The sequence below is a fragment of the Psychrobacter sp. 16-MNA-CIBAN-0192 genome, assembly GCF_040309565.1.
In the GTDB taxonomy this organism is placed as follows: Bacteria; Pseudomonadota; Gammaproteobacteria; order Pseudomonadales; family Moraxellaceae; genus Psychrobacter.
This window is the reverse complement of the sequence record NZ_JBEOOX010000004.1, coordinates 101,968-121,403: the sequence shown is the minus strand read 5'-3', so window position 1 is coordinate 121,403 and position 19,436 is coordinate 101,968. Positions and strand designations below refer to the sequence as shown.

General features: G+C 42.4%; 14 protein-coding genes. 5 read left to right on the top strand and 9 right to left on the bottom strand.

Annotated features, from left to right (window positions below; all coding sequences use genetic code 11):
• The first annotated feature begins 116 nt into the window (after nt 1–116).
• Nucleotides 117–2,993 carry a LysM peptidoglycan-binding domain-containing protein gene (locus tag AAEY78_RS05070; protein WP_352337857.1) on the top strand — a complete coding sequence of 959 codons (2,877 nt, stop codon included), beginning with the start codon at nt 117–119 and terminating at the stop codon, nt 2,991–2,993.
• Between the two features lie 89 nt (nt 2,994–3,082).
• On the opposite strand, the gene AAEY78_RS05065 is transcribed toward AAEY78_RS05070, so the two are convergent.
• Together AAEY78_RS05065 and AAEY78_RS05060 are read right to left on the bottom strand one after the other, a co-directional pair.
• Nucleotides 3,083–4,318, bottom strand: a complete 1,236-nt coding sequence (locus tag AAEY78_RS05065; RefSeq protein WP_352337855.1) for a transglycosylase SLT domain-containing protein — start codon at nt 4,316–4,318, stop codon at nt 3,083–3,085.
• 628 nt (nt 4,319–4,946) lie between these two features.
• Nucleotides 4,947–5,795, bottom strand: a complete 849-nt coding sequence (locus tag AAEY78_RS05060) for a Nif3-like dinuclear metal center hexameric protein (protein ID WP_352337854.1) — start codon at nt 5,793–5,795, stop codon at nt 4,947–4,949.
• A gap of 308 nt (nt 5,796–6,103) precedes the next feature.
• Between AAEY78_RS05060 and AAEY78_RS05055 the strand changes: the two genes are divergently transcribed.
• Nucleotides 6,104–7,429, top strand: coding sequence for a S1C family serine protease (locus AAEY78_RS05055; RefSeq protein WP_352337852.1), 1,326 nt, complete (start codon nt 6,104–6,106; stop codon nt 7,427–7,429).
• Between the two features lie 88 nt (nt 7,430–7,517).
• Here AAEY78_RS05055 and yfaE read toward each other — a convergent pair whose 3' ends face one another.
• From yfaE to AAEY78_RS05025, 6 genes are all read right to left on the bottom strand, one after another.
• Nucleotides 7,518–7,784 (bottom strand): class I ribonucleotide reductase maintenance protein YfaE, encoded by a 267-nt coding sequence (gene yfaE / locus AAEY78_RS05050; RefSeq protein ID WP_352337851.1) that lies wholly within the window; start codon nt 7,782–7,784, stop codon nt 7,518–7,520.
• 134 nt (nt 7,785–7,918) lie between these two features.
• On the bottom strand, nt 7,919–9,052 hold the full coding sequence (gene nrdB, locus AAEY78_RS05045) for a class Ia ribonucleoside-diphosphate reductase subunit beta (RefSeq protein ID WP_352337849.1): 1,134 nt from the start codon (nt 9,050–9,052) through the stop codon (nt 7,919–7,921).
• Nucleotides 9,053–9,155: 103 nt separating this feature from the next.
• Nucleotides 9,156–9,545, bottom strand: coding sequence for a hypothetical protein (locus AAEY78_RS05040; protein ID WP_352337847.1), 390 nt, complete (start codon nt 9,543–9,545; stop codon nt 9,156–9,158).
• Nucleotides 9,546–9,604: 59 nt separating this feature from the next.
• Nucleotides 9,605–10,453, bottom strand: coding sequence for a hypothetical protein (locus tag AAEY78_RS05035; RefSeq protein ID WP_352337845.1), 849 nt, complete (start codon nt 10,451–10,453; stop codon nt 9,605–9,607).
• 69 nt (nt 10,454–10,522) lie between these two features.
• Nucleotides 10,523–12,799 (bottom strand): class 1a ribonucleoside-diphosphate reductase subunit alpha, encoded by a 2,277-nt coding sequence (nrdA, locus tag AAEY78_RS05030; protein ID WP_352337843.1) that lies wholly within the window; start codon nt 12,797–12,799, stop codon nt 10,523–10,525.
• 571 nt (nt 12,800–13,370) lie between these two features.
• A complete protein-coding gene (locus AAEY78_RS05025) occupies nt 13,371–13,730 on the bottom strand; it encodes a YbeD family protein (protein WP_352337841.1) in 360 nt (119 codons plus the stop codon).
• 702 nt (nt 13,731–14,432) lie between these two features.
• Here AAEY78_RS05025 and AAEY78_RS05020 point away from each other — a divergent pair.
• From AAEY78_RS05020 to AAEY78_RS05010, 3 genes are all read left to right on the top strand, one after another.
• Nucleotides 14,433–15,338, top strand: a complete 906-nt coding sequence (locus AAEY78_RS05020; RefSeq protein ID WP_352337840.1) for a hypothetical protein — start codon at nt 14,433–14,435, stop codon at nt 15,336–15,338.
• A 14-nt stretch (nt 15,339–15,352) separates the two neighbouring features.
• Nucleotides 15,353–15,937, top strand: a complete 585-nt coding sequence (locus AAEY78_RS05015) for an alpha/beta hydrolase (protein WP_352337838.1) — start codon at nt 15,353–15,355, stop codon at nt 15,935–15,937.
• A gap of 274 nt (nt 15,938–16,211) precedes the next feature.
• The gene (locus tag AAEY78_RS05010; RefSeq protein ID WP_352337836.1) at nt 16,212–16,853 is read left to right on the top strand and encodes a hypothetical protein; all 642 of its coding nucleotides are present in this window, start codon (nt 16,212–16,214) and stop codon (nt 16,851–16,853) included.
• A gap of 207 nt (nt 16,854–17,060) precedes the next feature.
• Here the strand turns inward: AAEY78_RS05010 and rpoD are convergent, their stop codons facing one another.
• Nucleotides 17,061–18,980, bottom strand: a complete 1,920-nt coding sequence (gene rpoD, locus AAEY78_RS05005) for an RNA polymerase sigma factor RpoD (RefSeq protein WP_352337835.1) — start codon at nt 18,978–18,980, stop codon at nt 17,061–17,063.
• Nucleotides 18,981–19,436: the final 456 nt, after the last annotated feature.

The window sequence follows — 19,436 nt, the reverse complement described above, 5'->3', positions numbered from 1 at the left end:
ATAGCGATTATAAGACAGATGTATGACAGCCTATCGGCTGATTTTTATTGAATCGTATTTTATTGCTCAATACCGTTCCGCTCTCATCTATAACTTGTTAGGAAAGCTTTATAATTATGCCTACTGTGCCTTCATCTTCTCGCTCATTTATCGCCTTACCCTTAACCTTTGCAGTGTCAGCTTTGCTTATTAGCGCCTGTAGTAGCACGCCATCTACAAAAAATACTGGTGTAAATGTTCCTACCTCTGGGGTAGTCAAGCGTCCAGCTAATCAAAGTGGTACTGCTAAACCAAGCGGCACGACAGGCTATTCAACTGCCTATCTAGATGCCGACAGTTTGGATGAATTAGCCGATCTGTTGGAAGCGACAGATATGACGATGGTGGAAAGCAGTCAGCTTGCGATTCAGCAATATGGTGATTTATGGAATAGGTTGCGAGCAGGCTACCGGATGAACGCGGGCAAGCCCATGTATGACCCTCGTATTGAAGCACAAAAAAGCTGGTTTAGCAGTCGTCAAGATTATCTCAATCGTTTAACGGCACGAGCCAGCCGCTATTTATACCATACAGTGCGAGAAGCGGAGCGCCGTAATATTCCCACCGAGCTGGCATTACTGCCGGTGATTGAAAGCTCTTATGATCCGACTGGCACAAGTAGTGCAGCGGCAGCAGGGTTATGGCAGTTTATCCCCAGTACTGGACGTATTTATGGTCTGAATCAAAGCGGTAGTTATGATGGTCGCCGTGATGTGATTGAATCCACGCGCGCCGCTTACGATTTCTTGACCGCTTTGCACAACCAATTTGGCAGTTGGGAGCTGGCGCTTGCGGCTTATAATGCAGGACCCGGTCGGGTACAAAGAGCCATTGATGCAAATAGAGCTCAAGGTTTGCCAACGGACTATTGGTCGCTTAGGCTGCCTACTGAAACCATGAACTATGTACCGCGCTTTTTAGCGGTTGCGGACATTGTCTCCAAGCCTTCACAATATGGCGTATATTTGCCCGCGATAGCCAATCGGCAGCATTTTCGTAGTGTACCAGTCAACTATGGGGTGAGTTTGGCGGAAGTGGCACAGATGACGGGTGTGGGTCAGGATGAGTTGGAAAAGTTAAATCCTGCGCTTACTTCATCGCGTATTGACGTGTTAGGACCGCAGCGGGTCGTCATACCTAATGATGTTAATCTGAATCTTGATGCAAAACTTAGTCTATTAAGAGGTGATGGTACGAGTAATGTCGTCGCAGCCAGCGCCACAACTACGCCAAGCTATAAACCAAGTCCTAGCTTTACGCCTGCACCAAGCTATAGTGGCAGCACGACCAGTGCGCCAACTGGCTATAATAGTCAGCCTTATAACAATTCATCTTTGCCCACCACAGGTAAAGGCTTAGCAGATTATGCGGCAAGTGCTCGTGTGCCGCAGCAGACCACTAGTTATATCGCTCCTGTGTCTACGCCGACCAGTAATTCTGTGTATAGTAGTAGTGCGACTATTAGCAAAGAGCCTGCAATCACTAGCGCTGAGATGAAGAAGATTAATGCTGAATTACAAAATAGTAATAGCTTGCCGACCACCTCAGCGCAAATTACTCAAAACAATACTATCGTTCAAGAACCTGCATTAACCAAGCAAGAACGTGACTATATTGCCGCGCAAATCATGCGCCAAACTCCTGAAGTTAAGGAAGTAATCAATGCTGATGGTAATATTAATCTGTCAGCCATTCAGACCCAGCTGTCTATCTTGGAAGCCAGTGGTCAAGATAAAAAGCTGAGCTTTGCAACGACACCTGCCAGCGAACCAAAGCCTAAGGGTGCTCGCAGTACTTATACCGTAAATCCTGGTGATACTTTAATGAATATCGCCAGCCGTGCGGGTGTCAGCTGGCGAGATATTGCAGAATGGAATCAAATAGACGCCAGTGCAAAGCTATTCTCTGGCAGCACGTTATATTTATATAACGCCAAGACCGTTGAGCCACTGCCTGCTGCTTCTGCGCCCACTGTCAAACAGCCTGAAAGTTATGTCGTGCAGTCAGGTGATAGTTTGATTGGTACTGCCAATCGTTTTGGTTTATCAGTCACTCAGCTGGCAACCTATAATAATTTAAGTAGCCGTGCTGATTTACTTATCGGTCAAAAACTGTGGTTGGTTGCAGGAAAGGTGATACCGCCAAAAACTACCCCGAGCAGCAATAGCGCTGCTAGTACTAATAGCGGTAGCAGCAATACCAATAACAGCGCGCCTACCAGTAATTATACAGTGAAATCAGGCGATACCTTGATAGGTATTGCCAATAGTATTGGGCTAAGTGCCGCACAAGTAGCGGCAGTAAACACTAACTTTGATGCTCAAGCACGTCTGCAAGCTGGGCAAGTGATTAAAGTACCGGTCTCTAAAATCCAAGTAGATCGCCAACTAAAGAATCAGCCAGCCAGTTACAAAGTACAAGCAGGTGACAGCTTAACGGCGATTGCCAAACGCTACAATGTCAGCATCAGTGATTTAGCGGCTGCCAATGGATTGACGGCAACCTCAAACTTAATGTTGGGTCGCACCATTACGATTCCGGTTGCAGGTAGTAGCGCTTCGGTGAGTGCGCCAGCTGCCAAAAGCGAGCCTAGCGCCAGTCGTAGCCCAGTTGCAGAGAGCAATAACACCAGTAGTGGTAAAGATTTAAGTAATATAGAAAACTATAAAGTGCAATCGGGTGATGGTTTGATTGTGTTAGCACGGCGCTTTGGCGTGTCAGTGGCAGACTTAGCAGCGACCAATAATATGACTGTCAATGAGTCGTTACAAATTGGACAGACCATCAAAGTTCCTAAGACTACCATAAGCTATACGGTAGAATCAGGCGATAGTCTGATTGGGCTAGCCCGTAAATATGGGGTCTCAACGCAGGAGTTGGCAGATATGAATAAAATTGCCCCTGATGCGATGCTACAGCTAGGACAGCGTCTGACTGTACCCAATCGCCAGTAATGCTTATTAAATGTGTTTAATTGACATTTTTCTCATAAAAAGCTGCCCTTATTAAAAGGCAGCTTTTTTAATTATCCAGCATGTAGGCTCTAAACTGACTGCAGTTTTATAACCTCAAGATAACTTCTGATATTACTAACATAGTGCATGGCTTGAGTATAGCGACTGTTTGAAGCTTGATTTTTTGCCAAATAGGCATAGATATTCGCCCAGTTTTTATCATCAATACCCTTTGCGACCAGCTTTTTCTGGATACCTTTAATCGCGTTTGGCCCCATATTATAAGCGGCAAGGGCAAACCAAATACGGTCGGTTTTTGGCACATCAGCGAAGTCGTCTTTCATCTGCTCTAAATAGCGCGCACCGCCACCGATACTTTGCATGGGGTCAACACGGTCAGCAACGCCCATGGCTTTCGCCGTACTATTGGTTAACATCATCAAACCGCGCACCCCTGTTGGCGAGATAGCATCAGCGTCCAAATGCGACTCTTGATAACCCATTGCCACCAGTAACTCCCAGTCGTGATTGTAGTTATTTGCCTGTTCAATAAAGGATGTTTGATAAACAGGCAGCTTTTCCGTTAGCGTTTGTTGAAAGTGCTGCTGACTATAATCATCTTGAAGTAGCTTTTGATTATAAAATGCCGCCAAGTTTTGAGTACTATTTAGCTTTACGCTGTCGCATAGAAAGTAGCTGGCTTTTTGGGACAACGGATCATTCGTTTGTCTAAATGCCCAACTGACTTTAGGATTTAACCCATTCTTGGTCAAGCTGCTATCATAGCCACAGCTCACGTTAATTGACGGCAGTGCCAGCTCATTTCTAAGTTGCGTGCTTGCTGTCGTCAGTGCCATATCAGCTGCACCGGATCGCAGCGCGCGTAATGCTGCCTCATCACTGGGATAAGCTTGTAGATTAATAGATACCCCAAGCTCATCAGCGTAACCGCGCAGCAAGTCATAACCAAAACCATGTTGAAAGCCATCTGTCGCAAAATAAGTACTGTCACCGGGTACGGCAGCAATGGTCAAGGTTTGTTGCAGCATGACCTTATTATAAGCAGGTAACTGTGCACTCATAGCCATATTCATGGTGGTTAAGCTTTGCGCGGGTAGCGATAGCAAGGCAATACTTGATGCCTGTGCCAATTTTTTGGTTTTACGAAAGCGTTTCATTGGCAGAAAGATTGGCGCAGCGAGGGAACTATTAGCGTCGATAGAGTCGCTAATAAGGTTAAGTGCCGGTTTATTGGAACGAAATAAATAAGAGATACAGCGTTTAGTACTTTGCGTCACGTTGGCGCGATAAGTCATACGCGGCATGAATGTCTCCTGATAGTCGCCATCCTACTTTCCTCAAATCGTCAGGACATGCTGACATCAGCACGCAGTTATGAAGCAACTAATATTAAGTCGGATCATAAAAAGCGCACAACATTAAACTGAGGTAAGGTCATGAATAAAGAATGACAGTGGCAACCCAAGTGCTAAGCGGCAAACCGTCAATGAGTACTAGCGGTTGCATTATTATTGCACGGTCATAAGTGCATGATAATAAAGTATTAATAATTGTCTTAGCGAGTACTGGGCGGCAGCATAAACGCAAATAGGGTTATCTGCATTTATACCGCTCATATCATAATCGGAGGCAGTAAGCGATGATACGTCTCATGACAAAACGTGTATGTTATTTACCAGATGATAATATGCGGAGTAAGTAACGACTATTCAAGATAGATTAAGGACTATGTGATAAAACTTAACAATATTGTTGTGCTGAAGTAAGATAGCTGGAATATTGACAGATAACCAGCATTGCTGATTACACAGATATTCAGATGCGTGTAGAGTATGCCCTCACTTTTGAGCTATCGATTCAGCGAACGTTTGACTAGAAGGCATACTTTGGATGATATATTAGGGTTTAAGCCATTAATACATTATTAATCCTTTAAGCAGGATTGGCAATATCAATAAAGGTAACAGGAATATTGAATTGCTGTGCTACTAACTCACCTAATGCTTGAATGCCGCCACGCTCCGTGGCGTGATGTCCGCAAGCAAAGTAATCAATACCAAGCTCACGCGCACTATGCGTTGTCCGCTCTGATATTTCACCAGAGATATACGCATCACAGCCCATTGTTGCTGCTTGCTCAATCATATCTTGCGCGCCGCCTGTGCAGATGCCCACTCGTTCAATCAACTTCGTGTCATTAATATCACTTTCACTATTATTAGCCTTATTATCATTAAGGTAAGCTGTATTCTGGTAATTACTGGCAATATAAAGCGGGGCGCGGTTTAATGCTTGAGTAATGGTATGAGTAAACGTTGCTGCACTTTGAGGTGCACAAGTGGCAATATTGCCTACTGGATGCGCCTCATTAGGATATAATCCACCGACAATCGTTAGCCCTAGTGATTGGGCAAGCGTGGCATTATTACCAATGATAGGGTGGGCATCAAGCGGTAAATGATAGGCGATAAGAGATATGCCATTCTGTAATAGCTTACGAATCCGTCGACCTTTCATGCCGATAAGCGGTTCTGGTTCACCTTTCCAAAAGTAGCCATGATGCACCATAATGGCGTCGGCATTGGCAGCTATCGCAGCATCAATCAAGGCTTCGCAAGCGGTAACCCCAGTGACAATGCGTTCAATAGGCTGACCGCCATCAACTTGCAAACCGTTTGGAGCATAGTCTTTAAATTGTCCAGCGGATAGATAATTATCACAGAATCGGGTTAACGCTTGGGCGCTGAGTGGCTTGGGTACGGCTGGATTGATTATTGTCATCATATGTCCTTATGGAATCTACTATTTGATGATAAGTACGGCGTTACAGTTGGTGTTAATAAGGGTTCTGAGCTACCATATGGGTATTCATTATATGGTAGCACAGCGGTGCCAGTAGGTAGATAGCTGGCATAACTGAAAGGCTACAGGATAGCGTACTATTGTAACGGTTTGGCAGTTATAATTTGCCTACCCACATTGGTTAGATTAGCTAGCATTTAGCTACATATCAGCTAATGATTCGCTCATTGCACCATCTTTTATCCCTACACTTTCTATCCCTACATTATAAATATAGAGGTTTTTATATGTCGTCATCCCCAAACACCAATGATAAGGCTGCCATTATCAAGTGGTTGCCTTGGATCTTATTGCTGATTGCCATTGCAGCGTTTGTCTGGTTGTTTACGAGTATGAGGGCACCATCAGAGGCAAAATGGGAAAAACCCGTAACCCCTGCCGCTGAGCAACAACTGGCAGTACCAACTACGGACGGTGCAGCACCGATATCTTCTTATCATGACGCTGTGGCACGTGCATCGCAATCTGTGGTTAATATCTATACGACTCAAGTCATGGAAGAACATCCGTATATGGATGATCCCGTTTTACGTCGCTTCTTTGAATATCATGGTAACCCTGACAGTCAGGGCGCAACCAACTTAGGCTCAGGAGTTATCGTCTCACCCGATGGTTATATTGTCACCAATGCGCACGTGATTGAAAAAGCCGATGAGATTACCGTCGCCTTTAATGATGGGCGTAAAAGCCGTGCCAGAATTGTTGGTACGGATCCTGACAGCGATTTGGCAGTGATTAAAGTTGAGATGACTGGATTAACGCCATTGGCATTCCGTGAAGCACCAAGCCGCGTGGGCGATATTGCCTTAGCGATTGGTAATCCGTTTGGGGTTGGACAAACGGTCACGCAAGGTATCATTTCAGCGACAGGGCGTACGGGGCTTGGAGTCAATAAGTTTGAAGACTTTATTCAAACTGATGCCGCGATTAATCCGGGTAATTCAGGCGGTGCCTTGGTCGATGCTAAGGGCGAGCTGGTCGGTATTAATACAGTAATTTTCTCGCGCTCAGGTGGCTCGATGGGCATTGGCTTTGCCATTCCAACCGCATTGGTTGAACAAGTGATGAATGCCTTAATTAAAGACGGACGCGTCAGTCGTGGCTGGCTAGGCATTGAAATACAGTCGCAGATGCGCGACCCAACGCGACTAGAAAGCTCAACAGGCGTTGAGATATTAAACGTCATTCCGCAAGGTTCAGCAGCGAAAAGTGGTCTAAAAGTTGGTGATATTATCTTATCGATTGATGGCGTTGAGATGACTGATGACAACACGTTAGTTCAATATGTGGCACGTAAACCGCCTAATACTGAGCTGCATGCCCAAGTGCTGCGCGGTGGTAAAAATAAACAGGTTAAAATTGTACTAATGGAGCGTCCGCCTCAAGAAAAAATGGAAGAGCCGAATGTCATTTATGACGACGGCTTTACTGGGCAGCCTAATTATCATGGCAATGGACAAGATCAAGATGCCCCGCCAATGTCTGAAGAAGAGCGCCTGCGTATGCGTGAAGAGTTGCTGAAATTGTTTGAACAAGATGCAGCTAAACGTTAAAGAATAGTTATAAATCAATAAAAAGCGCGCCATCTATACTAAGATGGCGCGCTTTTTTGGTTAATATAAATAATGAATTTACAGTCAATTATTCTACTATTAACTCATGATCGATATGAATCACGCCTTGAACCTGACAACAGCAGGGCAATATCTCATCTTCATCAACCATTGCTAAAGGTGAAATAGGATAGACAACCGCATGCGAGCTAGATATTTTACGAATCCGGCAGCTGCCACAATAGCCGTCACGGCACTGATAATTGACCTCATGCCCTGTACGCAATAAGCCATCGAGCAAACTCTCATCATCATGCAAATAAAACTGCATTTTAGGGGTTATTACCCAAGTCATTATTCATCCTACAAGACGCTATCGCGTTCAAATATGAATCAAATTTTTAGTGATAATCACATGTTATAAATTAAATGCTATGACTCAAAGCTTATAATCCGAAAGCCATAATTCAAATCCTATAACTCAAAATCCTATAATTCGAAGTCATCAAAATCAGTGTTTGATAAGTCCGAATCAATTTGCCCAACCAAATACGAGCTGATTTCGGTTTCTTGCGGGGCAACTTGCACATTATCAGATGATAGCCACGTATTAATCCACGGAATTGGATTTGATTTAGAGTTCGGGAACGCGGACGGCAAACCAACCGCTTCCATACGTAAGTTGGTAATGTACTCAATATATTGGCATAAAATGTCTTTATTTAGCCCAATCATCGAACCGTCTTTAAATAAGTAACTTGCCCATTCTTTTTCTTGTCCAGCAGCTTTTTTGAATATCTCAATACTTTGCTCGTAACATTCATTGGCAATCTGCGCCATTTCTGGGTCGTCTTTACCGTTACGCATGAGATTAATCATATGCTGCGTGCCGGTTAAATGCAGCGCCTCATCACGGGCAATCAGCTTGATAATTTTGGCATTACCTTCCATTAGCTTGCGTTCAGCAAAGGCAAACGAGCAAGCAAATGACACATAAAAACGAATCGCTTCCAACACGTTAACCGCCACAATGCACAAATACAGCTGCTTTTTGAGCGATTTTAAATCAACGGTCACTTCTGTACCGTTAATGTTATGCGTGCCCGCACCGTATGAGCTATACAGTTGCGAGCTATGATACAGCTCATCGTAATATTGCGCGATGTCAGAGGCGCGCTCCAAGATGTGCTCATTGGTCATAATATCATCAAATATCAGACTGGGGTCATTGACGATATTACGGATAATATGAGTATAACTGCGCGAGTGAATGGTCTCAGAAAACGACCATGTCTCAATCCACGTTTCAAGCTCTGGAATCGATACCAGTGGCAGCAAAACGACGTTTGGGCTACGACCTTGAATCGAGTCGAGGAGAGTTTGATATTTCAGGTTGCTTAAAAAAATGTGCTGCTCATGCGAGGATAGATTGCCAAAGTCGATACGGTCTTTGGATACATCGACTTCTTCTGGACGCCAAAAAAATGACAGCTGCTTCTCAATCAATTGCTCAAAGATAGGGTGCTTTTGTTGGTCATAGCGGGCAATATTAACCGGCTGACCAAAAAACATCGGTTCTTTTAGGGCGTTATTTGGCGTTTGAGAGAAAATCGAGTAAGTCATGGGACTGCCTTTATAAGTTATGCGATTATGAATCTAAATTTAAAAATAATGCTGTAGAAATGTGGTCAACAATGCGTTATTAACGCTTTATGAGACGTTTTATTTACAAATCCTCTAACGATATCTGGGTCTGTCCATCGTTCATATAGGCTTTAAAGATTTCGCTAAGCTCACTATCGTTTAATGCTTCTAGCTCACCGATAGCGCTATTGTGCTGTGTTCCCAAATCAAGATTTTGTGATGCTTTCAGCGCTTCTCTTTTTGGCTGCTTCTTGATTGGTTTTTTGGTCTCTTTTGCTGCTGTGGTCTTTGGTATCTCTTGTTGTAGGACTTCTTGTTTTGGTTCTGTGCTTGTACCTAGTTGCTGACGAACGGCTGCGATATCGACGGTGACTTGTACAATGTGCGCGCCACCATCGTTGCCATTATTTAGGTCGGCAAATACGTTAGGGATAAACAAACCACCGTCTTTGATGATTGCGGTATATTGCACTATGACCTCCGTCGGTTTTATATATAAAATTTATATGTTATTTATGTATACGATATTTTTTACGCTGGTCTGCCAATAACAGGGCAGTGTCCTTCACAATATTTCAGACTATTCATTAATTTGTCGGAGTCTAATATACTAATTAATTCCTTAGAGTTAATGATGCTACTTGCAAGTTTGTCGCTATAACTAATCATCTGATTTGCGATAGAATCTGTTCTTTTATCAGACGATGCATAAATAAATTGTATATTTTGGGGAAGTTTTAAGCTTTCAAAGTAAGGTGTTTGAAAATCATTAATTAAGTCATGTGCTCCAAGGTCGCAATCAACTATTATGCCTATTCTGTAATTTCTAGGAAATCTATCCTGTATATAACTTGAAATAATAACGTACCAACCAAGTTTCTCTGGACTAATACTATCTTGTATATCAACAAATAAATGAGCCGCAAATGGAATAAAAGGATATTTACTTGTCTTGTTGCATTCATGGATAGGTTTGTTTATAAAGTAAGATGAAGTCACACTTATTAATTTGTTTCTTATAAACTTAGTATTTGTATCTATTGCTAGAACAACGTCATAGTTTTCAAATATAGCTCTATCACAACTAAATGATAATTCTGAAGATTTAATGGGTGTTGAGTTTGTTAGTTTAGTTTTTCCAGAATTTTTTTCGTAAGATGTTGCTATTTTTGCATTATTAATGGTTGCACCTTTTAATGATATTGAGTCATTAAGTAGATCATATGTAAGTTCAACCTTTTCATCAGTAATATCAGCGTAAAACTCTATAGTTTGTTCTCGAGGTTTTTTTGTTTGATCTTTCTTTGCCATATTTAAAACCATTTCCATAGCTTGATAGCAGTGCATGGCAGGTTTAGCTCCAAAAACTAAACCCACCATCCGTCAGAAATTCTATTTAAAGAATTTCTCTTGCGAACCTAAAATTGCAGTGCAATTTTTTAACGGTTCTCAAATCTTACAAGCCCCGCCAGCACAGTCATCTTCCATATCCGCTTGGGCATCATTCGCGCCATCACGAGTATTGTGGTAATACAAGGTTTTTACGCCCAGCTTATACGCCGTCAATAAGTCTTTGAGCAGCACTTTCATCGGTACGCGCTGACCTTCAAAGCGAGTCGGATCATAGTTGGTATTTGCTGAGATACTTTGGTCAACGAACTTTTGCATGATAGCGACCAGTTTTAGGTAGCCGTCATTGTTCGGCATTTGCCACAATAATTCATACTGATATTTCAGGTTTTCAATGTCAGGCACGACTTGCTTTAAGATGCCATCTTTTGACGCTTTAATGGACACCAGACCGCGTGGTGGCTCGATACCATTGGTGGCGTTGGCAATCTGGCTCGAAGTCTCAGACGGCATCAAGGCGGTTAGGGTAGAGTTGCGCAGACCGTGGGTAGTGATTTCGGTGCGCAGCGTTTCCCAATCGAGATGCAGCGGCTCTTGGCAGATTTTATCCAAGTCTTTCTTATAAGTATCAATTGGCAAGATACCTTGCGAATAGGTGGTCTCGTTAAATGCTGGACACGCGCCTTGCTCTTTTGCCAATTTATTTGATGCTTTTAATAAATAGAATTGCAACGCTTCAAAGGTTTGATGGGTCAGACCTAATGCTGAATCATCTGAATAGCGCACGCCATTTTTCGCCAAATAATAGGCATAGTTAATCACGCCAACGCCTAAAGTACGGCGGCGCATACTGCCATTTTCAGCGGCTTTTACCGGATAGTCTTGATAATCTAGCAGGGCATCAAGTGCACGGACAATCAGCTCAGCAGGCTCTTCGATATCGCTTACGTGCTCAACTTTACCCAAGTTCACCGCAGACAGCGTACATAGCGCAATCTCGCCTGCTTCGTCATTGATGTTATCAAGTGGCTTGGTTGGTAGCGCGATTTCCATACAGAGATTGGATTGGCGAATTGGCGCAACGCTGGCATCAAATGGGCTGTGGGTATTGCAGTGATCGACGTTTTGAATATAAATACGTCCGGTGCTGGCACGCTCTTGCATCATTAAGCTAAACAATTCGGTTGCTGGAATTTGACGCTGACGGATTGATTTGTCTTGCTCGTATTGGGTATATAACTCTTCAAACTTGTCTTGATCTTCAAAAAACGCATCGTATAAGCCCGGCACGTCAGAGGGCGAAAACAAGGTAATGTCTTGGTTTTTAATCAAACGGGTATAGAGTGTTTTATTGAGCTGCACACCATAATCCATATGACGGACACGGTTATCTTCGACGCCGCGGTTATTTTTGAGTACCAACAGCGATTCAACTTCAAGATGCCATAATGGGTAAAATAAGGTCGCAGCCCCACCACGGACGCCACCTTGTGAGCAACATTTTACTGCAGTTTGGAATAATTTATAGAACGGTACACAACCCGTATGTTGCGCTTCACCGCCACGAATAGGGCTACCAAGGGCGCGAATACGACCGGCATTGATGCCGATACCCGCACGCTGCGACACGTAGCGTACGATGGCGCTGGTGGTCGCGTTGATTGAGTCTAAGTTATCACCGCACTCAATGAGTACGCATGAGCTGAACTGCCGTGACGGGGTACGCACGCCTGACATAATCGGGGTAGGTAAGGAGATTTTAAATTGTGAGGTGGCATCATAAAAACGCTTTACGTAGCTCAGACGCTCTGCTTTATCGTAGTTGGCAAACAGACACATACCAACCAACATATATAAGAACTGCGGGCTCTCAAACACTGTTTTAGACACGCGGTCTTGCACGAGGTACTTACCTGCCATTTGCTCAACCGCGGCATATGCCAAATTCATATCACGCCAGTGGTCGATATACTCATCTAATTCATCAAATTCAGCACGGCTATAATCCGCTAAAATATGCGCGTCATATTTACCGTCGTTGGTTAGTTTTTGCACGTGGTCAAATAACGCTGGCGGAGTGAATTTATTATAAGCAATCTTACGCAAATGGAAAATCGCCAAACGCGCTGCTAAATATTGATAATCAGGCGTATCTTCAGAAATTAAATCGGCAGCAGATTTGATGATGGTTTCGTGAATGTCACGGGTTTTAATGCCTTCATAAAACTGAATATGCGACTTCAGCTCTACCTGTGACACCGACACATTATTTAATTTATGAGCCGCCCATTCGATGACCTTATGAATTTTATCCAAATCAATAAGTTCAAGACTGCCATCGCGTTTGGTCACTTTAATTTTATCAATATGTGTCATGCTGCCCTCGGTGGTTTATTGCTGATATTGGTTATTACGGTCGTTGAGTTACTACTGATACTGTTAGTTCTAGTTATTGCCGTCATTGATATTTATAAATACTGCCCGTCATTTTTCATTGTTAACCCAATCACTTTTCCCATTCATAATGATGTTTTTTAAAGCAAAAGAATACCATTAGCCACTGTTGTGATAAAAACAGTGAACACTAGATATAGCGTGTGGATGAGTAAGTAGACACAATATAGCGGGAAAATTTTGAAAATGCTATATTGATTTTAGAGAGAAACTATGTTGCCAACAGGCAGTTAGGTACCCCATTTTAAGCAAAGCACGATGGGGCAAGGGTTAGGCGAATTTGTAAAAAAATAAAATAAAAGGCTTGTGTTTTCCTGTAGCAGCAACTTTGAAACAGTTGGTCATCTAAGCGCGCACGGCTTTGCAATGACGGGCGCTGATTGTACCTGAGACCACAAAAAATCGCCAGCCAAAAGCGTGACGATTGTGGTTAGCTAGAGTTATTTTATAAAAATATAGGCACTTATTTTAAAGTGGCATGATGATTGACATGCTACATAACAATGCGAACGGTTTTGGCGGCATCAAGTGCGGCATATAAGGTGTTCACTTGCTCAGCGGTCGTTAAGTATAGGTTGACGCGTGCAGAATGAAAGCGCCCCGTTTTTGAGGGCTTTACTTGTATAGATGCTAAATCAAAATCGGGGAACTGGCTGCCAAGAATCAGCTTAACTTCATTCAATAAAGTCTCATGCTCACCTTCATGACCGATAATACTCATCGGGTAATTCATCGGAAAATCCCATAATTCAGGATTTTGAATGTCGGTTTTTTTACCTTTGATTTTATCATTGGCTAACGATATCTGCGAGACGTTGACATCTTTTTTAGGTTTTTGGTCGTCATTACTCATAGTAGAGTCCTTAAAGCTATTTAATAATGTAAATAAAGGTTAGAGATTGGGTATTTAGTTACCGTTTATAATGATGATTATCGGTATATTCAAGTGCTATAAGATATATTAAGCGTTACAGCTTGGATGTTTACAAGCTTCATACATCGCTATGCAATGATATTGTAGAGCATGTATTTAGAATAAGAGAACTCGATTGGCTGATAGTACTATGATTACTATGATTTATTTGGACAGTTCCAATAAGCTCTTACCAAGATTTTGCTACCTTTAAACGACATCAGATGTCGTATAGCTCGTTTTAGCCTCTTCCCTTTCATCGTTTTTTATACTATAGTTATTAAGTCAGGAAGAAATAACGAAATATCGTAACATAGAGTTAACCCTCGAAGCGCAACGCTTTACCTTATAACTCTGCTATTTTCGTTAACACTAAAAAGCTCTTAATTGGTATTAACTACTACCATTCTAATTATCAAATAATCATCAATAAACATAAGCAATCAAATGTAGCCCGCATAAAAATGCTGGTAATAAATCTCTTTTTGTCAAAAAACCAAGCTTAAACCAATTAACTCACTCATCTTGCCTCTATAACGTTGCTCAAAAAGCGGCGGACAGACACGGCTGACTTAAAGCTTTGACCACCATAATTAAAAAACGCTACTAGCAAACTGCCTTTAAAATAATAAGGACAATCCTATGACGAATACAAAATACACTTTCGAGAAAAAACGCATAGACGATGTACAGTGGTCAGGTGTATCAAGACTCTCAAGTTTACCCTCACTACCGAATGATGGTAAATCTCCATCTCTTAAAATCCCACTGTTCTATATCACTAGCGTGTCTGTTAACGATTATGAAGATGATATCTATTTTGTTAATAATACCGATCAGACGCTACACTTTGTAGCGCCGTTTAAGCTATATCGGAACTTAAATGAAGCGGGTGCCAAGCTTGGTGATACAGGCGTTGATAATGTACAGAAAGTTAAGCTTTATGCAAATGAGATAGACAGTTTATATACCGATGTATTACCCAATCAGGGCGTGCGTATCGGGAGCTATCATATTATGTATGATAGTGATGAGATGATGCAGTGGTTTATACAAGTTCCTTTTAAAGATGCTAATACCCATTATGGTATTTGGCGTTTTAATGTGGTTGAAAAAGGCGGAATCGGTGGGAACTACCCTCTACTATGGAATGACTTTAGCAAACCTTCACATATGGTCAGTTGTGATTATTCGTCTGAGCGAGGTGAGATACCGATAGAGCCTTTAGTGTATGAAGAACGCTGTTGGGTCTTAGATAGTCTGACTGAGTCTCTTGGGGTGGCTGACGCTATATTTGTACTGACCATTAATGATGTGCTGTATCGTTATTGTGTGGGCTGGAGCGCGCCCTATAACGAGTCTGATATACAGGCCAAAGACATTGCCAATAAGTTACAAGAGCTAAAGCCTAGCGATGCTGATGCGGTAAAAGAGGTTATACAAGCCGTTTATGATTTCTGGTTTAACGAGGGCTTTGCTAAGAATATTCCAGTGGAGGCCTGCGCGGAGATTTTAGATTTGTATAAAGAGTGGATGGCTAATCATTAAAAAAGGAGAAAGCGATGATGTTTCCCATTGAGAATAACGACACATTCTTACTGTTCTTTCACGGTTTAGATTCGAGCAATGAGACCAGTAAATACACTTGTATCAAACGTGAACCTAAGTACTGCCAAACGGTTAACTACCGAGATGACTTTGAAGGCGTATTTGAGATTTATGAGGCGTTGATTCAAGAGAAAATGAAGCAGTATCCTAGAGTGGTATTGGCAGGGCATTCACTTGGTGCATGGTTTGCCAATCATTTTGCTCATAAATATAACCTGCGTGCGCTATTGATTGCGCCCTGCATTTATCCCAGTGAGGTATTAGCCGATCATATTCCGCAAGTAGCTGATATGAAGTTGTCTTTTCCTACGTTTAATGCTGAGATGGTGCGAGTCATGGTTGAGGTCGATGATGAGTCTTTGGATGTGGCCGTCGCTAGACGAACGTTAGTCAACTTACCTGATAGTTGGGAAGTGGAGTATTTTGAGTGCGGTCATCACCGTATTGCGCGTAGCGAAGATATTTGGTATCACCTAGTCCATCTGTGCGAAGATCCCATCGTTTGGATGGATGAGGCAACGTTTCATGGTGAAGACTAACCTCAATTCATATTATGCTTCGTACTATACTTTCATGATTAAGAGTTTTTATTAATAGCCGTTATAAGAACTATCGTGGGTTTAATGGTTTTGTAGATGCCAGATGTTATGGTTAATCAATGATGAGTCTACAAACCTTGCAACTTCCAGCACGATATAAAACAACTCTGGTAAAGCGCATGAGCCTGCATTCCGACAAGGCGATTCATGCCTGAATTGATGAGCCGAATTTAGCTCGTCTTCATATTTTGTTGTCGGAGTTCAGGAGTCACCTATGTCTAATTTTAAAAGTCAAAATACCACTCATCTTAAATATACCAGTCGTTATAGTCCACGTCATCCTTTAGCGAAATATGCTGTCAGTCAAATAGGTAAGCTTGCGCTACGGGCACAAGATATTACCCAAGCCATGGGCTATTCTCAACGACACACAATACCTGCCTGTGATCGTCTGCGGCATGTATTGTCTAGTGAAATACTGGGACTAAATGGGCATGATGTTGATACGTACTTCACTGCGCACGAATTCTTAAGAGCGCTGCTTGTAGTGCTGGATATACCATACGAGCCATTTGCAGACACTATCGCTCAAATCGAGTATGACTTAGCGCATTATCCCTATCCGCTGCCGATATATGGTTTAAGAGCAGATGTCGATTTTACGTTTAGTGGCGGTGCAAATTGGATGTCCCGCGGCGTAGCTAGTAGTAAAGCTAATGCTTACTTGCCTGAGGACATTGCCAAGATGGATAACGTAGAGCGTGATTCAATAATACAAAAGTGTATTGCTGAGCACTATAAAGAGTATCACGGTAATTTGCCGTATGACGGGGTTATTAAAAGCTATCGACTGATTGTTGAACAGCGTAATGAGAGTGTTGATAGGGTTGAGTATGGACTGCCGGAGTTTGATTAGAATTTAATGCGTAATTAGTAATATGGCTATGAGTAACCAATGCTTATAGGGCTGTGTAAATAGGGAAAATCTTCAATTAATCTAGAGAATATCAAAAACAGATTATCTAACAGACACAAAAAAGCTGAGATATACTCAGCTTTTTCTATGGTGTTTTTTTTATGACAGTTTAATTTTCGGTTATTAAACTGTTACTTTATCAAACCATTAATCATTTTCGAGGAACGAGCGCAAATGCTCAGAGCGTGACGGATGACGCAATTTACGTAAGGCTTTTGCTTCAATCTGACGAATACGCTCACGCGTGACATCGAACTGCTTACCAACTTCCTCTAACGTGTGATCGGTTGGCATATCAATACCAAAACGCATTTTTAGCACACGTGCTTCACGCTCAGTCAGGTTGCCTAGTACATCACGGGTGGCTTCACGTAGTCCGGCAGCCGTGGCATCGTCAACAGGGCTTGAGATCGTGCCATCTTCAATAAAATCGCCTAGATGTGAGTCTTCATCATCACCGATAGGGGTTTCCATTGAAATAGGTTCTTTAGCAATTTTAAGCACTTTACGGACTTTCGCTTCATCCATCTCTAAGCGTTCGCCTAATTCCTCAGGCGTCGGCTCGCGTCCCATTTCTTGTAATAATTGACGAGAGACTCGGTTAATTTTATTAATCGTCTCAATCATATGCACCGGAATACGAATGGTACGTGCTTGGTCAGCGATAGAGCGGGTGATTGCCTGACGAATCCACCATGTTGCATAGGTTGAGAATTTATAACCACGGCGATATTCAAATTTATCTACCGCTTTCATCAAGCCAATATTACCTTCCTGAATCAAATCCAAGAACTGAAGACCACGGTTGGTATATTTTTTGGCAATTGAAATCACCAGACGTAGGTTGGCTTCAACCATTTCTTTTTTCGCGCGACGGGCTTTGGCTTCACCAACTGCCATACGGCGAGCAACGTCCTTCATGTCGTGGATTTCCATGTCGAGCTTATGCTCATAATCACGGATAGCACGTTGCAATAAAATCACATCGTCGGTCACTTTTTCAAGGGTCGCGGCAAAGCCAGGCTTACCTTTTAGACGTTCAGTGAGCCAATCAACGTTGGTTTCATTACTTGGGAACGTTTTACGGAATTCTTCACGCGGCATACGACCACGGCGAATTACCAAACGCATGATCTGGCGCTCTTGCTTACGTACATCGTCATAGACGTCATGCATAATTGCCATGACTTGGTCTGATAAGCGATTATTAAGCTTGAGCATCATAAAACGTTCTGCAAGCAGTGCATAAGCGGCATCTGCTTCTGTGCTACCACGACCATAATCTAGCAATGCTTGCTTAGCGGTAATAAATAAGCCTTCGATTTCTTCTAAACGTACGCGCACTTCTTCTGGATCGATACCGCCAGTTTCTTCTTCAGCCTCATCATCTTCAACGACATCTGCTTCTTCTTCCTCGTCATCGTCTAGATCAACTTTGGCTTTAGATTTTGCTTTAATGACAGGAACTTTCTCTTCCTTCGCAGCGGCGGCTTCTTCTTTTGCTGCCTCTTTCGCAGCTAACGTTGCCGCTTTATCTTCCTCAGTTTCAGGATCTAAAAAGCCAGTAATGACATCAGAGAGTTTCTTTTCACCATCTTGTACCTTTTGATATTCATCCAGTACAAATTGCACCGTGCCCGGCCAATAAGACATCGCATGCTGAACATCGCGAATACCTTCTTCAATACGTTTGGCAATGGCAATCTCGCCTTCACGAGTCAGCAAATCAACCGTACCCATCTCACGCATATACATACGTACAGGATCGGTAGTGCGACCCGGATCTGTTTCAACCGCTGCTAATACCGCGGCGGCTTCGTCTGCTGCTGATTCATCATCGTTAGAATCGTCATTCATCAAAATATCGTCAGCATCAGGTGCTGATTCGAAGATTTTAATACCAACGTCGGTTAACATCTGGACGATATCTTCGATTTGATCACTTTCTGTGATCGAGTCAGGCAACTGATCATTCACCTCAGCATAGGTCAGATACCCTTGCTCTTTACCCATTTGGATTAAGGTGGCCAGTTGTGATGTGGACTTAGAAACTGACTTATCGTTCATAAATACTCACTTTGTTTGCGTCGGGAATCTTCATTATATGACCTGCTGAAACGTGATGCGGGGCGGGCGTTGATCGACTCTATATGGTGATCAAAAAAACGTCAGGCGTATCATTAATAATAAAAATAAATGGATATTAATAAAATCTAAAAACTCAAATCATAAAATCATTCAAATTCTTACTTAAATAATAAAAATATTTAAAAAATATGAGTGCTAGGGTAAATTCTAAAACATAAAACCCTAAAAATAATTGTCATTAATAATCGGTAATCACCTATAGTCATCATGACAGCGGCATATTTTAACACAATCTATATAATCCAGACTATTGCTATCCGTCAAGGTGCTGCTAAACCGTCGTAATCTGCTGTTTCTCACCATTTCATTATAGATGCTTGTTACACATAATCATTAATAATGGGGTTAAGGTGTATAGTTTTAAAGAGCTAAGCC

Coding starts and splice junctions, on each gene's coding strand:
- AAEY78_RS05070 (WP_352337857.1), top strand. CDS start 117: ATGCCTACTGTGCCTTCATCTTCTCGCTCATTTATCGCCTTACCCTTA.
- AAEY78_RS05065 (WP_352337855.1), bottom strand. CDS start 4,318: ATGCCGCGTATGACTTATCGCGCCAACGTGACGCAAAGTACTAAACGC.
- AAEY78_RS05060 (WP_352337854.1), bottom strand. CDS start 5,795: ATGACAATAATCAATCCAGCCGTACCCAAGCCACTCAGCGCCCAAGCG.
- AAEY78_RS05055 (WP_352337852.1), top strand. CDS start 6,104: ATGTCGTCATCCCCAAACACCAATGATAAGGCTGCCATTATCAAGTGG.
- yfaE (WP_352337851.1), bottom strand. CDS start 7,784: ATGACTTGGGTAATAACCCCTAAAATGCAGTTTTATTTGCATGATGAT.
- nrdB (WP_352337849.1), bottom strand. CDS start 9,052: ATGACTTACTCGATTTTCTCTCAAACGCCAAATAACGCCCTAAAAGAA.
- AAEY78_RS05035 (WP_352337845.1), bottom strand. CDS start 10,453: ATGGTGGGTTTAGTTTTTGGAGCTAAACCTGCCATGCACTGCTATCAA.
- nrdA (WP_352337843.1), bottom strand. CDS start 12,799: ATGACACATATTGATAAAATTAAAGTGACCAAACGCGATGGCAGTCTT.
- AAEY78_RS05025 (WP_352337841.1), bottom strand. CDS start 13,730: ATGAGTAATGACGACCAAAAACCTAAAAAAGATGTCAACGTCTCGCAG.
- AAEY78_RS05020 (WP_352337840.1), top strand. CDS start 14,433: ATGACGAATACAAAATACACTTTCGAGAAAAAACGCATAGACGATGTA.
- AAEY78_RS05015 (WP_352337838.1), top strand. CDS start 15,353: ATGATGTTTCCCATTGAGAATAACGACACATTCTTACTGTTCTTTCAC.
- AAEY78_RS05010 (WP_352337836.1), top strand. CDS start 16,212: ATGTCTAATTTTAAAAGTCAAAATACCACTCATCTTAAATATACCAGT.
- rpoD (WP_352337835.1), bottom strand. CDS start 18,980: ATGAACGATAAGTCAGTTTCTAAGTCCACATCACAACTGGCCACCTTA.